Raw genomic sequence first — 14,828 nt, forward strand, 5'->3', positions numbered from 1 at the left:
AAGCTAGAAAGGATACGCGATTTAATGAAGCGAATACTTTTCGTATGCACAGGAAACACGTGCCGAAGTCCTATGGCAGAAGCCATACTTAAGCAAAAAGTTAATGATGAAATTGAAGTACAATCAGCTGGAATCTATGCAGCTCCAGGAAGTGAAGCGAGTCATCAAGCGGTCGAAGTTCTTAAAGAGCGGGGCATCACTTGTGATCACCGTTCACAACCAATCTCAGAGGAGTTATTAGATTGGGCGACGATCGTATTAACGATGACAGCTAGTCATAAGCGAGCAATTATTACACAATATCCTGAACTGCTAGACAAAGTGTTTACATTAAAGGAATTTGCGTTAGGGGAAGACAGTTTTGCGGGGGATGTCGCCGATCCATTTGGTGGCTCGGTTGAACAATATCGTTCAACTGCAGATGAAATTGAAAAATTACTAGAGAAATTTTTGGATTCGTAAATTTAGATCCGAGAAATTCATATTTTATGAGCGAGAGGTGTACCGTGGGGGAGAAAAAATCGTATAGTTTTAGTATTCGAAAGAAATTGGTATTAGGAATAAGTGGACTAGCTATTATCACGTATGGAACAAGTGCATTTTTTATTTTCTTTTTAGCAGATTATTTACAAGGTCTTTTAAATGTAAACAGTGATCTATTTATCATCATTACATTAGTATTAGGTGTGATGTGGTGTGGGATCTTAGGATTTTTAGCAGCGCCACTCATTACAAAGCCCCTACATGAACTTGAAGACGCCGCACGAAAAGCAGCTGCAGGGGATATTGGGGTCGATGTTGCTATCTCTAAATCAGATGATGAAATTCGTGCGTTAGGGTTAGCATTTAATGAAATGCTGACGAGTTTACGACACATGGTTAAAGATATTGATGAAAATTTCCAGCAAACGAATTTAAAAGTGACAGAAATTACAAATGCATCAGAACTAGCTTCAGAAAAAGCTGAAAGTATAGGTCGTACGATTGAAGAAATTGCAAGTGGGGCAGAGAGCTCTGCGAATGCGATCCAAAATACAGCCGAGTCAATGGAAGATGTATCGACGATTGCGACACAAGTTCAAGACCGTGCATCGGCTTCTAAGAACTCTGCAGAACATATGGTGGAAAAGCTTACAGACAGCCGTCAAGTTATTGACCATCTCGTTGCAGGAATTAAGAAATTAGCTGAAGATAATCAACATTCGTTAACGGCGGTAGAACGATTAAACCATCAAGCCAAACAAGTCGAGGACATTATCTCTTTAGTTGGTGACATTGCTGCACAAACGAATTTGCTGGCGCTCAATGCATCGATAGAAGCTGCGCGTGCAGGAGAGCAAGGGAAAGGCTTTGCAGTTGTTGCTGATGAAGTGAGAAAATTGGCCGACGAAAGTTCAAAAGCGGTTCAAGGCATTACAAAACTAATTACTGATATTCAACACGAAGTGCAAAATGTAGTGACTCAAATTACAAATCAAGTAAAAGTCGCTAACGAACAATCGGTAAAAGGAACAGAAACGAACGAATCGATCAGTCTTATGGAAAAGTCGATCTTAGAAGTGTCTGAAGCCATCCATGAAATCTCGCAGTTGATTGATAACCAGTTAGGTTCTATTATGGCAACAACGCAAGAAACGCAAGAAGTAGCGGCCATTGCAGAAGAAACTTCAGCCGGTGCATTAGAAGTGGCAACGGCAACCGATCAACAAACAACGATTATTGAAGAGGTTGCAGCGACTGCACAGATATTAAATGGACAAGCTCAAAAGTTAAAAGCAACAATTGAAAAGTTTTCTACATAAAAATGGAGGTATTCAAGTGAAAGTAGCAATTGGATCAGATCATGGTGGCGTAAATATTAAAGAAGAGATTAAATCATTAATGAGTGAGATGGGGATTGAGTTTGAAGATGTAGGTTGCGAATGTTCAGAGTCAGTCGATTATCCTGACTATGCATTACCAGTCGCTCAATTAGTCGCAAATGGTAAAGTAGACCGTGGAATTTTAGTGTGTGGGACAGGCATTGGTATGTCGATTGCAGCTAATAAAGTAAAAGGTGTTCGTTGTGCTTTAGTGCATGACTTATTTAGTGCCAAAGCGACGCGTGAACATAACGACAGTAACGTATTAGCCATGGGTGAGCGTGTAATTGGACCAGGACTAGCACGTGAAATTGCAAAAGTTTGGTTAGAAACCGAGTATGAAGGTGGAAGACATGAGCGTCGTGTGAGTAAAATAACAGAGTACGAAAATCAGTAATTGAGAGAAGGTGTACCCAGGATGGCCGATTTGATGGAACCAATCAAAAAGGATATTCTGCAAGTGTTAAACGAACTAAATGAAGAAATGCCATTATCAGCTGAACACATTCTTGTAATTGGAACGAGTACGAGCGAAGTAATCGGTAAAAAAATAGGAACAAGCGGATCAGAAGGTGTCAGTGAGGCCCTCTTTTCCGCTTTTGCTGAATTTAAAGAGCAAACGGGCGTGCAACTTGCTTTTCAATGCTGTGAACATCTCAATCGAGCCTTAGTCGTTGAGAGAGAAACGGCGAAAGAACATCGACTTGAAATCGTTTCTGTCATCCCTGTTAAAGGTGCAGGGGGGTCAATGGCCACGCATGCCTATTTAAAAATGAAAGAGCCTGTTGTAGTTGAAACGATAGCAGCGGATGCAGGTATCGATATTGGCGATACGTTGATTGGTATGCATTTAAAACGAGTGGCAGTCCCGCTGCGCAGTTCGATCAGGTCCATTGGTGAAGCGCACGTAACACTTGCTAAAACGAGACCGAAATTAATTGGTGGTGAGCGTGCCATCTATAGAAATCAGGGAAATGGTGAAGATTGTTTTTGATTTTTAAAAAAAGGTACGGATTTTGTCGTTTATTGTGGTAGAATGAAATTGAATTTAAAAGTATAAACCGAAAAACACGAAGAATGCTTGCTACTGAAAGGGGAATAAAGATGGAAATGTTAAAAAATCAAGATCCTAAAGTATATGAAGCAATCCAACTAGAGTTAGGTCGACAACGAGATAAAATTGAAATGATTGCATCTGAAAACTTTGTAAGTGAAGCGGTAATGGAAACACAAGGTTCTGTTCTTACAAACAAATATGCAGAAGGCTACCCAGGTCGCCGTTATTATGGTGGTTGTGAATATGTGGACATCGTTGAAGATTTAGCTCGTGACCGTGCAAAAGAAATCTTCGGTGCAGAGTATGTTAATGTTCAACCGCACTCAGGGGCGCAAGCTAATATGGCGGTTTATTTTACGATTTTAGAGCAAGGCGATACAGTACTTGGAATGAACTTATCTCACGGTGGTCACTTAACACACGGAAGCCCTGTTAACTTCAGTGGGGTTCAATACAATTTCGTAGAGTACGGTGTTGATAAAGAAACTCAAACGATCGACTACGATAAAGTTCTTGAGCTGGCAAAAGAACATAAGCCAAAGCTAATTGTTGCGGGTGCGAGTGCATATCCGCGTGAAATTGACTTCGCTAAATTCCGTTCAATTGCAGATGAAGTTGGCGCTTATTTAATGGTCGATATGGCACATATTGCAGGACTTGTAGCAGCTGGTTTGCACCCAAGCCCTGTACCGCACGCTCATTTTGTAACTACAACAACACATAAAACATTACGTGGTCCTCGTGGTGGGATGATTCTTTGCCTTGAAGAATTCGGTAGAAAAATCGATAAATCGATTTTTCCTGGAATTCAAGGTGGTCCGTTAATGCATGTGATCGCTGCTAAAGCAGTTGCATTCGGTGAAGCATTACAACCAGAATTTAAAACATACGCAGAAAACATCATTAAAAATGCAAAGCGTCTAGGTGAAAAGCTGATGAGCGAGGGAATCCAAATCGTATCAGGCGGTACAGATAACCACCTATTACTTTTAGACTTAACGGGCTTAAAGTTAACTGGTAAAGTAGCTGAGCATGCACTTGATGAAGTTGGAATTACAACGAACAAAAACACGATTCCATTCGATCCAGAAAGCCCATTCGTAACAAGTGGAATTCGTATCGGGACAGCGGCAGTAACATCACGCGGTCTTGACGAAGAAGCAATGGATGAGCTTGGCGAAATCATCGCGCTCACATTGAAAAACATCGACAACGAAGAAAAGCTGAAAGAAGCAAGTGCACGTGTCGATGCACTGACAAAGAAATTCCCAATGTATCCAAACCTATAAGCAAATGTGATCGAAAAGGCTGTCTTTCATGATGAAGGCAGCCTTTTTATTTTGATTTTGTGCAGTGGTGACGATTAGTGCTAGGCGGGGCTGTGTTTTATGGGATGTGAGGGGCAGAGGAACACATGGGGAAAAGAATTTTCGTGAAAAGAGTTGTGGTAGCAGTGAGTGAGATTAGAGCACTCACAGGCCCTTATTTTGCATAAATCTTAAGGTTTTTAATAATAACGGACTTCAGAGGCCCTTATTTACTGATTATTCGACTAAGTCATCACCATTTTTGGCAAATAAGAGCTTCTGAGTTCCCCAAACAGTTAAAACAAGCAGTTTTCATTCATATAAGAGCCTCTCAGTGCCCTATACTCAAATAGACTCGTCTCAAATTCATACTCAAGCTGGTGGTAGTAACTCAAATCTGTTGCGGATTAATTTACACACAAGTTGCGTCATTAACTTTACTAGAATTTGGTAATCCTATGAAAAGCAACTAAGCAAATACAATACAGAGTGCACAAATAGAGTACAAATGTTTTATTTACAACCCTCCACACGTAAATTAACCGTGATGTCTCTCCTTTTATTAAATCGTAACCTTGAATATTTTTGTTTTTTTTTGTAGAATTTTGAGGAGTGATTTACATATTTAAGATGCTCGTCAAAACATTTGAAAAGGAGCTAACATAATGAGCAAAGTATTTGTGTTTGACCACCCGTTAATTCAACATAAGCTAACGTACATTCGTGATATATCTACAGGAACCAAAGAATTCCGTGAACTTGTTGATGAAGTAGCCGCACTTATGGCATTTGAAATTACACGAGAACTCCCGTTACAAGAAGTTATTGTACAAACACCTGTTGGGCCAGCAAAATCGAAAACAATCGCAGGTAAAAAATTAGGGCTTGTACCGATCCTGCGTGCAGGACTTGGGATGGTAGATGGGATTTTACGCCTTATTCCTGCAGCGAAGGTAGGCCACGTAGGTTTATATCGTGACCCAGAAACACTTCAACCGGTTGAGTATTATGTAAAATTACCAGCGGATGTCGAAGAGCGTGAGTTTATCGTCATCGACCCAATGCTAGCAACAGGAGGTTCAGCTGTTGAAGCAATCCACAGCCTTAAAAAGCGTGGCGCAAAAACGATTAAGTTAATGTGCTTAATTGCTGCACCTGAAGGCGTAGAAATCGTCAAAGAAGCGCATCCTGACGTAGATATTTACTTAGCTGCGCTGGATGAAAAACTAAACGAAAAAGGTTATATCGTACCAGGTCTAGGAGACGCTGGAGACCGTTTGTTTGGAACAAAGTAAGTGTTAACCCAAAAAAAGTGGTGTGAGGAGATATTGAGATGCAATCAAAAGTTAAAGTAATGACTGTATTTGGAACAAGACCAGAAGCTATTAAAATGGCCCCGCTAGTGCTTGAACTAGAAAAACATCATGAGCAAATCGAGTCCATCGTAACGGTAACTGGGCAACATCGAGAAATGCTAGACCAAGTCCTTGAAATATTTAATGTAAAACCAGACTATGATTTAAATATCATGCAGGCAAGACAAACGTTAATTGGAGTTACAACAAAAGCACTTGAGGGACTTGATGAAGTAATTAAAAAAGTTCAACCAGATATCGTTCTAGTTCATGGTGACACAACGACAACATTTGTAGCTAGTCTTGCTGCCCTTTATAATCAAGTAGCTGTTGGTCATGTAGAGGCAGGATTACGTACTTGGAACAAATATTCTCCTTTCCCGGAAGAAATGAACCGACAGTTAACAGGTGTCATTGCTGATTTGCACTTCTCTCCAACTGATAAATCAGCCACTAATTTAATAAATGAAAATAAAGACGAGTCTTCAATATTCATCACAGGAAACACCGCTATTGATGCCCTAAAAACAACAGTAAATTCTACTTATACTCATCCGGTGTTAGAAAAGCTAGGTGAAGACCGTCTAATTCTTTTAACCGCTCATCGTCGAGAAAATTTAGGTGAGCCTATGCGAAATATGTTTAGAGCAATAAAGCGTCTTGTAGAAGAGCATGATGATGTACAAGTGGTTTATCCTGTTCACCTTAACCCGGTTGTTAGAGAAATAGCAGATGAAGTATTAGGAAATGACCCGAGAATTCATTTAATTGAACCGCTTGGTGTTTTAGATTTCCATAATTTTGCATCACGTGCCCACTTTATCCTAACAGATTCGGGCGGGGTTCAAGAAGAAGCGCCATCTCTTGGTGTACCCGTTTTAGTGCTTCGTGATACGACAGAACGTCCAGAAGGAATTGAAGCAGGTACTTTAAAACTAGCTGGTACAAATGAAGAACAAATCTATAAACTAGGAAAAGAATTGATGACAGATCAAGCGGTATACGAGCAAATGTCAAGAGCTTCTAACCCATATGGTGACGGGAATGCATCGAAACGTATTGTTGATGCGATCCTTTATCATTTCGAGAAATTAGAAGAACGACCAGCGCCGTTTAAACCATAAAATAACATAAACAAAAGAGGCCACCGAAGTGCCGCACTCTCAAAGAGCGAAATGACAGAAGGTGAAATTCCCCAAAATTGTCGTTTTAGCTAAATGAGTTGCATGTACTTCAAGTTGTGGCCTCTTTTTCTATTTTCTTACTCATGAAAACCGCCCAATTGTTACATACTAACTAAACAATTCTTCTCAAAGAAAGGGGAAGCTCCTAATGAAACAACGGAGGCTAGTTGCTGTAATCGTAATTGTACAACTTGTCATATTAGCATTAACAAGCCATACTGCAGGGGCGAGCCAATTTCCAGAGCGACCACCTTTGGCCGAAACAAAAGGCGAAGAAAAACAAATTGTCATGGTAGAAGTCAGTCAAAAAAACATTGACCGAGTGATCAAAAAAATCCAAAAAGCGATCCCTGAAAGTAAAGTAAGAAAACGGTTTAAACTCGTTTACTCAGGATTTTCGCTAGAAGTAAAAGAAAAAGACGTGGCTCAATTAGAAAAGATGACAGGGGTCACACGAGTTGATCACGTCATGACCTATCAGACGACAATCGATGACAGCGTCCCTTTTATTGGAACGGAAAATATTAGAAATCAACTAGATCGAGATGGTGAAAAGCTGACAGGTAAAGGTGTAAAAATAGCAGTGATAGATACTGGTATTGATTATAGTCATCCAGATTTAAAACCAAATTATAAAGGCGGATACGATGTCGTCGATAACGATAAAGATCCAATGGAGACGATGCCGCGTCAAGGTGGAATTACTATTCATGGTACGCATGTTGCGGGAATTATAGCGGCCAATGGAAAAATAAAAGGCGTGGCTCCAGAAGCTGAAATTTACGCTTATCGTGCATTAGGACCTGGAGGACAAGGAACGACAGAGCAAGTCATTGAGTCGATTGAAAGAGCTGTAGAAGATGAAGTCGATATTATCAACTTATCGCTTGGTAATTCGGTAAATGGACCAGACTGGCCGACAAGTGTTGCATTGGACCGTGCAGTCGAACTTGGGGTTGTTGCAGTAACATCTAACGGTAACAGCGGGCCGAATATGTGGACTGTCGGCTCGCCGGGAACATCAACAAAAGCGATATCCGTAGGAGCGTCTTCACCGCCATTAAAAACACCTTACATCACTATATTTGGAGAAGACCGCGAAATCTCTGTCAACTCGATGTCAGGGGCCTTACCGTGGAACTTACGGCGTGACCATCCGCTTGTGTTTGCTGGATTAGGCAGGAAAGAGGATATGGAAGACGCTGCAGGAAAAATTGTCTTAGTTCGCAGAGGAATTATTCCTTTTGCAGAAAAGGCAAGAAATGCGATGGAAAGCGGTGCGAAAGGTGTGATCATCTATAATAATACGTCAGGCCCATTTATGGGTGCTATTGATGGTGATCCAATTCAATTCCCTATAGCAACGATTTCAAAAGAAGATGGCGAATGGATGAGGGAACAGCTTGAAGAAAAACAAAAACGTCAAGTAAGAACGATCTTCCGTCATGAAGAAGATTTGCTTGCCCCTTTTTCATCAAGAGGTCCTGTCACTCACACATGGGAAGTGAAGCCGGATGTTGTCGCACCGGGTGTATCGATTGATAGTACGATTCCAAAGGGTTACTTAGGGTTAAACGGAACAAGTATGTCAGCGCCACACGTTGCGGGTGCAGCGGCATTAATTAAGCAAGCCCATCCGAGTTGGAATCCAGTACAAATAAAAGCAGCGCTTATGAATACAGGAAAGCAACTCTTTGACCCAGAAGGTAAACCATACTTGCCTCACGAACAAGGTGCAGGACGAATTCAAGTCGATAAAGCTGTACGAACAGATACACTCGTTTACCCAGGGGCTGTAACGTTTGGAAAATGGGCAGCAGATGACCGTCGCGAAGTTAAACGTGTGAGACTCACAGTTGAAAACCATAGCGATAGAGTAAAAACGTATTATGTCTCGCCGCCGCTTAATGCTCCAGATGGTGTACAATGGAAAGTGCCATTTTCTTTTGAAGTCGCAGCTGGTGAGAAAAAAGAAGTCGAAGTCGTAATGGACATCTTTCCGGCCGTACTGAAGAAAGGAATCCACCATGGAGATATTATCATAAAAGGTGGCAGTGAAGATATTCGAGTTCCCTATCTGTTTTTCATAGAAGAACCAGATTATCCACGCGTGATGGCTTTCAGCTTTGAAAGAGGCGATTCTGTAAGCTCGTACCGCTACGAGATGTACCTGCCAGGGGGCGCATCAGAAGTAGGTATAGCTTTATATGACCCAGATACCTTTGAGTTTATCAAGTACCTCGATGCTAAAGAAGATATTGGCAGAGGGTTGTTAGAAGTCGAACTTGATGGTATCGATTTACCGAATGGCGTTTATAAAGCACTAGTTTTTGCTGAGCAAGATGGAAAAGAGGATACATTAGAAACGATGATTTTAATAGGTGATGAAATCCATTCTAATTCAGATCGTAATAATCGTGATGAGTAGTATACACTCATCACGATTATTTTTTATATGTTATATTAAAATAAAAAAAGACAGGAATTTTAGTACATTGTTTACAAATTGAGAATTAAAGGTATACGTAATGAATATCATAGTAAAACTTTGGAAACATAATATTACAAAGGTGTGAATTATGACAAATATGTGAACAGAAATAATTAGCATAATTCACCTGTGTTTTTATTGTCAAAACACGTTGACATCGGGTTTTCCCTATTGTACGATTACAAAGGATGTTATGAGAGGGTTTACATATTTAGATCAAGGATTAAGAATTTTGTTACATATTGAATTGAAATAAAAAGACAACACGTAAACCTCATCATGAAACGAAAAATACGTGCTTAGTCCATGGGGGTCAGGGAATGGCAGATAAAAAGCCTCAAAAACCTTATCGTGCAATGGCCTTAATGACAGCAATCACATCGTATTTAGTAGGACCAGTTCTAGTAGGAGTATTAGCAGGTAGATGGTTAGATGGTTACTTTGACAAAAGTCCATTGTTTATGATCATCGGCTTATTTTTAGGTTTAGGATCTGGTATTTACGGTTTAATCCGACTGCTCGGGAGTTACTTAGGAGAAGATGATTCATGACTACTAGTTATAGTGAAAACATGAGGCGATATGTCCAATACACGTTTTACTTATTGGCGTTACTCGTCTTAGGTTGGGGTTTTACTCCGTATGAATCTTTCTTTCTAGGATTTATAGTAGGAGCAGTTCTAAGTTTGCTCATCCTTTGGAGCTTGTACAGCCGAGTGAAACGTTTTGGACAAGCTGTAACAGAGGGTAGGAAAATGTATTCTTTAGGAATGCTGACAAGATTTGCATTAGCCATTATTGGAGTAATTATCGCAACTAGATATCCAGATGCGATCCAACTTTATGGGGTGGTAATAGGTTTAATGTCAACCTATATTATCATATTTTTAGATTTTACTATTCAAAAAATACGTTCTAAGCAAGAAGAGAGGTGAAAACATTTGGATTACAAAAGTTATCCTGTCGTAGAGAATATTTTTGGTATTTCAGGGCTTAACGCTAACCTGGCTAACATTTTAATGATTACTGTATGTTCAGCTATCGTTCTTCTTATTGGAGTTCTTAGTGCAAGAGCAATTCAAATGAAACCTACAGGTATGCAAAATGTCTTCGAATGGTTAATCGATTTCGTAAAAGGAATTATTAATAATACGATGGATTGGAAGACTGGGGAACGCTTTTTAGGTTTAGGTTTAACAATATTCCTTTACATCCTAATAGCCAACTTATCAAAGCTTCCGTTTGTTATTACCACAGAACCAGGTCACGTAGTTTGGTGGAAAGCACCAACAGATGATCCGCTAATCACATTAACGCTAGCGGCAATCATCATTGTTCTTACACACTTTTACGGAATTAAGATTAAAGGTTTTGGTGGTTATGGAAAAGATTACTTTAAACCTGTTCCGTTCTTATTCCCGTTAAAAGTAATTGAGGAGTTTGCAAACACACTAACACTTGGAATGCGTCTATTCGGTAATATTTACGCTAAAGGAATTTTAATGGCGCTACTCGTTTCATTAGGTGTAAGTGGATTTTTCGGGTTCTTCGCAGCAGCGTTACCGACAATCGCGTGGCAAGCATTCAGTCTTTTCATTGGGGCAATTCAAGCTTTCATCTTCTTAATGCTAACAATGGTATATATGGCACATAAAGTGGCAGACGACCATTAATCAATTAATTCATTCATTTTGCTCTACAAATTTTATTGTTAAGAGCTTAAATTAATAAAAATTTTATTTTATACATTTTAAGGGAGGAATTATTCATGGGAAGTTTAGCAGCTGCAATCGCAGTAGGTTTAGCGGCACTTGGTGCGGCAATTGGTAACGCAATGATCGTAAAAAGTACAGTTGAGGGGATCGCTCGTCAACCAGAATTAAAAGGTACTTTACAAACAGTTATGTTCATCGGGGTTGCACTAGTAGAGGCATTACCGATCATCGCGGTCGTTATTGCATTCTTAGTAATGGGTAACTAATAGACCTTTGAAGTTTATAAATGGCGGAGTCCGTTCTATGTAATAGAAGCTTCGCCATTCCTTTTGTATAACCATTGAAAGGAGTGAATTGTATGTTTGGTAGTATTAACTGGTTCGACGCAATCTATCAGTTAATCATGTTCTTCATCCTCATGGCGTTACTTCGTAAGTGGGCTTGGGGACCGATTATGAACATGATGAAACAACGTGAAGAACATATTGCAAATGAAATCGACACAGCTGAAAAGAACCGTAAAGATGCTGTGAAATATTTAGAAGAGCAACGCGAGGCAATCAAGCAAGCTCGTCAAGAAGCACAAGAAATCGTTGAAAATGCGAAAAAACTTAGTGCGAAGCAAGGTGAAGAAATCGTTGCTACAGCAAAAGCTGAAGCAGAACGTATGAAAGATAGTGCTCTAGCTGAAATCCAACGTGAAAAAGAACAAGCTGTTTCTGCTTTACGTGAACAAGTTACATCATTATCAGTTTTAATTGCTACTAAAGTAATCGAAAAAGAATTAGATGAGAAACAACAAGATCAGTTGATTCAAGAATATCTAAAAGAGGTAGGCGAAGAGCTATGGGCAACAAAGCGGTAGCTAATCGTTATGCTGTTGCTCTTTTTCAATTGGCACAGGAAAAGGATATTCTGAAGCAAATTGGTGATGAGCTCCAGCTTGTAAAAGCGGTTTTCGAACAAACAGAGCGTTTAAGTAATGTACTTGAACATCCAAAAGTTCTAGAAGAGCAAAAAGTAAAGTTGATTAAGGACAGTTTTGTAGATGCAGTAAGTGCTTACGTTCTTAATACACTTTTAATTATGGTGAAACAAAAAAAAGGAAACTTAGTTATTCCATTCATTAATAAATACCAAGAGCTTGCTTACGAAGCACAAGGTGTGGCAGTAGCAAAGGTATATACAATTAAGCCGTTGTCTGAAGATGACAAACAGCAAGTTTCTACAACTTTCGCTAAGAAGGTTGGAGTAGAAACACTTCACATTGAAAACATTATTGATCCTGAACTTATTGGTGGAATGAAAATTCGTATTGGTGATCGTATTTATGACGGTAGCATCAAGCGCCAGTTAGATCGATTACAGCGCACATTAGTCGCTGGAAACCGTTAGAAGAAGATAGGGGTGAACGATATGAGCATCAAAGCTGAAGAAATTAGCTCTCTTATAAAGCAGCAAATTGAAAACTTCCAATCTGATATCGAAGTATCTGATGTAGGTACAGTAATTCGTGTCGGTGACGGTATCGCCCTTGCTCATGGATTAGAAAACGTTATGGCCGGTGAGTTACTTGAGTTTTCAAATGGTGTAATGGGTATGGCCCAAAACCTTGAAGAAAACAGTGTAGGTATCGTTATCTTAGGTCCATTTACGGATATCCGTGAAGGCGATGAAGTTAAACGTACAGGTCGTATCATGGAGGTACCTGTAGGTGAGGCGTTACTAGGTCGTGTAGTAAACCCGCTAGGTCAACCTCTTGATGGTCAAGGACCAATTGAAACAAACAAAACTCGTCCGATTGAAAGTCCAGCACCTGGTGTAATGGATCGTAAATCAGTACACGAGCCATTACAAACAGGTATCAAGTCAATTGATGCTCTTGTACCAATTGGCCGTGGACAACGTGAGTTAATTATCGGTGACCGTCAAACAGGTAAAACATCTGTTGCGATCGATACAATCTTAAACCAAGCTGACCAAAACATGATTTGTATCTACGTTGCAATTGGTCAAAAAGAATCAACAGTTGCAGGTGTTGTAGAAACACTTCGTCAAAAAGGTGCTTTAGACTACACAATCGTAGTTACAGCAAGTGCTTCTGAACCAGCTCCATTATTATTCTTAGCTCCTTATGCTGGGGTAACAATGGGTGAAGAGTTCATGTACAATGGTAAGCACGTACTAGTTGTGTATGATGACTTAACAAAACAAGCATCAGCATACCGTGAGCTTTCATTATTACTTCGTCGTCCTCCAGGTCGTGAAGCATTCCCAGGGGATGTATTCTACCTTCACTCACGTTTATTAGAGCGTGCAGCGAAGTTAAGTGATGCTAAAGGTGGCGGTTCAATTACTGCTCTTCCTTTCATCGAAACTCAAGCAGGGGATGTATCAGCATACATTCCAACAAACGTAATCTCTATTACAGATGGACAGATCTTCTTACAATCTGACTTATTCCACTCAGGGGTACGCCCAGCGATTAACGCAGGTCTTTCCGTATCTCGTGTAGGGGGATCAGCACAGATTAAAGCAATGAAACAAGTATCAGGTACATTACGTCTTGATTTAGCGTCTTACCGTGAGCTTGAAGCATTCGCTCAGTTCGGATCTGACTTAGATAAAGCAACTCAAGCGAAGTTAAACCGTGGTCAACGTACAGTTGAAGTATTAAAACAAGGTCTTCACGAGCCGTTAGCGGTTGAGAAGCAAGTAGCAATTCTTTATGCATTAACTAAAGGATTCCTTGATGATATTCCAGTTGAAGACATTCGTCGTTTCGAAGCTGAAATGTTTACTTTCTTAGACCATAACAAGAAAGATCTTTTAGATACGATTCGTACAACTGGTAAACTTCCAGAAGAAAGTGCATTTAACGCTGCGATTGAAGAGTTCAAAAAAGGGTTCAATACAAGCAGCAAGTAATCGTTGAATACGTGAACAACTTCTAGGAAAACCAGTTAGCGAAAAGGTGGTGAAATTAAGTGGCTTCACTTCGAGATATAAAAACGCGGATCAACTCGACAAAGAAAACGAGACAGATCACAAAAGCGATGGAAATGGTATCGGCTGCAAAGCTGAATCGTTCTCAAGAAAAGGCAAGGTCTTTCCTTCCTTATACTGAAAAAATTCGCGATGTTGTAGCGAGTATTGCTTCAGGGAGCACGGATGTTGATCATCCAATGCTTCAAGAGCGTCCTGTTAAGAAGACTGGTTATATCGTTATTACGTCTGACCGTGGTTTAGCAGGTGCATATAACTCTAGTATTATTCGTGGTGTTTTAAATACAATCCAAGAGCGTCATAGTTCTCCAGATGAGTATGGAATTATTGCAATTGGAAAAATTGGTCGTGACCTACTAAAGCGCCGTAACCTTCCGATTATTCAGGAGGTGACTGGTCTAGGTGACCAACCAACTTTCAATGACATTAAAAACCTAGCTCGTACAACGGTAGAAATGTTCTCGGATGAAATCTTTGATGAGCTGTATATTTGGTATAACCATTTCGTCAGCCCTATCACACAAGAAGTAACCGAACAAAAAGTTCTGCCACTAACGGACATCTCTACAGGTAATGCGAAAGCATCTTATGAGTATGAGCCTTCAGAAGAAGCCATTTTAGAGCATCTTCTTCCACAATATGCAGAAAGCTTAATCTACGGTGCACTTCTCGATGCGAAAGCAAGTGAGTTCGGTGCTCGTATGACAGCGATGAGTGCAGCGACAGATAATGCTTCAGCATTAATTGACAGCTTAACTCTAGTGTATAACCGTGCACGTCAGGCTGCCATTACTCAAGAAATTACAGAGATCGTCGGCGGTGCAGCAGCACTCGAATAAAGAATATATTTAG

16 protein-coding genes are annotated in these 14,828 nt (G+C 40.1%); all 16 read left to right on the forward strand.

Annotation, left to right across the window (positions count from 1 at the left end):
* Window positions 1-24: 24 nt before the first annotated feature.
* Window positions 25-462 (forward strand): low molecular weight protein arginine phosphatase, encoded by a 438-nt coding sequence (locus ACNSTQ_RS00755; RefSeq protein ID WP_418197949.1) that lies wholly within the window; start codon window positions 25-27, stop codon window positions 460-462.
* A 44-nt stretch (window positions 463-506) separates the two neighbouring features.
* Window positions 507-1,802, forward strand: coding sequence for a methyl-accepting chemotaxis protein (locus ACNSTQ_RS00760; RefSeq protein ID WP_418197950.1), 1,296 nt, complete (start codon window positions 507-509; stop codon window positions 1,800-1,802).
* A 16-nt stretch (window positions 1,803-1,818) separates the two neighbouring features.
* Complete coding sequence (gene rpiB, locus ACNSTQ_RS00765; protein WP_418197951.1) at window positions 1,819-2,259, forward strand: ribose 5-phosphate isomerase B; 441 nt, start codon at window positions 1,819-1,821, stop codon at window positions 2,257-2,259.
* Between the two features lie 21 nt (window positions 2,260-2,280).
* Entirely contained in the window at window positions 2,281-2,856 is a 576-nt protein-coding gene (locus tag ACNSTQ_RS00770; protein WP_418197952.1) for a TIGR01440 family protein, read from the forward strand.
* Window positions 2,857-2,966: 110 nt separating this feature from the next.
* A complete protein-coding gene (gene glyA / locus ACNSTQ_RS00775) occupies window positions 2,967-4,208 on the forward strand; it encodes a serine hydroxymethyltransferase (protein WP_275119302.1) in 1,242 nt (413 codons plus the stop codon).
* A gap of 683 nt (window positions 4,209-4,891) precedes the next feature.
* Window positions 4,892-5,521: a uracil phosphoribosyltransferase gene (upp, locus tag ACNSTQ_RS00780; RefSeq protein ID WP_418197953.1), complete on the forward strand. Its 630-nt coding sequence runs from the start codon at window positions 4,892-4,894 to the stop codon at window positions 5,519-5,521.
* Window positions 5,522-5,559: 38 nt separating this feature from the next.
* Entirely contained in the window at window positions 5,560-6,705 is a 1,146-nt protein-coding gene (gene wecB / locus ACNSTQ_RS00785; RefSeq protein ID WP_418197954.1) for a non-hydrolyzing UDP-N-acetylglucosamine 2-epimerase, read from the forward strand.
* 208 nt (window positions 6,706-6,913) lie between these two features.
* On the forward strand, window positions 6,914-9,193 hold the full coding sequence (locus ACNSTQ_RS00790; protein WP_418197955.1) for a S8 family serine peptidase: 2,280 nt from the start codon (window positions 6,914-6,916) through the stop codon (window positions 9,191-9,193).
* A 383-nt stretch (window positions 9,194-9,576) separates the two neighbouring features.
* Entirely contained in the window at window positions 9,577-9,807 is a 231-nt protein-coding gene (locus ACNSTQ_RS00795; RefSeq protein ID WP_216829952.1) for an AtpZ/AtpI family protein, read from the forward strand.
* Window positions 9,804-10,190 (forward strand): ATP synthase subunit I, encoded by a 387-nt coding sequence (locus tag ACNSTQ_RS00800; RefSeq protein WP_418197956.1) that lies wholly within the window; start codon window positions 9,804-9,806, stop codon window positions 10,188-10,190. Before ACNSTQ_RS00795 ends, ACNSTQ_RS00800 begins: the two co-directional genes overlap by 4 nt.
* A 6-nt stretch (window positions 10,191-10,196) precedes the next feature.
* Window positions 10,197-10,928: a F0F1 ATP synthase subunit A gene (gene atpB / locus ACNSTQ_RS00805; RefSeq protein WP_275119306.1), complete on the forward strand. Its 732-nt coding sequence runs from the start codon at window positions 10,197-10,199 to the stop codon at window positions 10,926-10,928.
* A gap of 95 nt (window positions 10,929-11,023) precedes the next feature.
* Complete coding sequence (gene atpE / locus ACNSTQ_RS00810; RefSeq protein ID WP_075385277.1) at window positions 11,024-11,236, forward strand: F0F1 ATP synthase subunit C; 213 nt, start codon at window positions 11,024-11,026, stop codon at window positions 11,234-11,236.
* A 92-nt stretch (window positions 11,237-11,328) separates the two neighbouring features.
* The gene (atpF, locus tag ACNSTQ_RS00815; RefSeq protein ID WP_418197957.1) at window positions 11,329-11,835 is read left to right on the forward strand and encodes a F0F1 ATP synthase subunit B; all 507 of its coding nucleotides are present in this window, start codon (window positions 11,329-11,331) and stop codon (window positions 11,833-11,835) included.
* Window positions 11,817-12,365, forward strand: coding sequence for a F0F1 ATP synthase subunit delta (locus ACNSTQ_RS00820; protein ID WP_418197958.1), 549 nt, complete (start codon window positions 11,817-11,819; stop codon window positions 12,363-12,365). The genes atpF and ACNSTQ_RS00820 overlap by 19 nt, the downstream gene beginning before the upstream one ends.
* A 21-nt stretch (window positions 12,366-12,386) precedes the next feature.
* Window positions 12,387-13,898, forward strand: coding sequence for a F0F1 ATP synthase subunit alpha (gene atpA, locus ACNSTQ_RS00825; protein ID WP_216829947.1), 1,512 nt, complete (start codon window positions 12,387-12,389; stop codon window positions 13,896-13,898).
* Between the two features lie 59 nt (window positions 13,899-13,957).
* Window positions 13,958-14,815: a F0F1 ATP synthase subunit gamma gene (locus ACNSTQ_RS00830; protein ID WP_418197959.1), complete on the forward strand. Its 858-nt coding sequence runs from the start codon at window positions 13,958-13,960 to the stop codon at window positions 14,813-14,815.
* Window positions 14,816-14,828 lie beyond the last annotated feature (13 nt).

Origin of the sequence: Alkalihalobacterium sp. APHAB7, assembly GCF_048323755.1 — a bacterium.
In the GTDB taxonomy this organism is placed as follows: Bacteria; Bacillota; Bacilli; order Bacillales; family Bacillaceae_F; genus Alkalihalobacterium.

Excerpts from the sequence above, each read along its gene's own strand:
- ACNSTQ_RS00755 (WP_418197949.1), top strand. The coding sequence starts at position 25 with ATGAAGCGAATACTTTTCGTATGCACAGGAAACACGTGCCGAAGTCCT.
- ACNSTQ_RS00770 (WP_418197952.1), top strand. The coding sequence starts at position 2,281 with ATGGCCGATTTGATGGAACCAATCAAAAAGGATATTCTGCAAGTGTTA.
- glyA (WP_275119302.1), top strand. The coding sequence starts at position 2,967 with ATGGAAATGTTAAAAAATCAAGATCCTAAAGTATATGAAGCAATCCAA.
- upp (WP_418197953.1), top strand. The coding sequence starts at position 4,892 with ATGAGCAAAGTATTTGTGTTTGACCACCCGTTAATTCAACATAAGCTA.
- wecB (WP_418197954.1), top strand. The coding sequence starts at position 5,560 with ATGCAATCAAAAGTTAAAGTAATGACTGTATTTGGAACAAGACCAGAA.
- ACNSTQ_RS00790 (WP_418197955.1), top strand. The coding sequence starts at position 6,914 with ATGAAACAACGGAGGCTAGTTGCTGTAATCGTAATTGTACAACTTGTC.
- ACNSTQ_RS00795 (WP_216829952.1), top strand. The coding sequence starts at position 9,577 with ATGGCAGATAAAAAGCCTCAAAAACCTTATCGTGCAATGGCCTTAATG.
- ACNSTQ_RS00800 (WP_418197956.1), top strand. The coding sequence starts at position 9,804 with ATGACTACTAGTTATAGTGAAAACATGAGGCGATATGTCCAATACACG.
- atpE (WP_075385277.1), top strand. The coding sequence starts at position 11,024 with ATGGGAAGTTTAGCAGCTGCAATCGCAGTAGGTTTAGCGGCACTTGGT.
- atpF (WP_418197957.1), top strand. The coding sequence starts at position 11,329 with ATGTTTGGTAGTATTAACTGGTTCGACGCAATCTATCAGTTAATCATG.
- ACNSTQ_RS00820 (WP_418197958.1), top strand. The coding sequence starts at position 11,817 with ATGGGCAACAAAGCGGTAGCTAATCGTTATGCTGTTGCTCTTTTTCAA.
- atpA (WP_216829947.1), top strand. The coding sequence starts at position 12,387 with ATGAGCATCAAAGCTGAAGAAATTAGCTCTCTTATAAAGCAGCAAATT.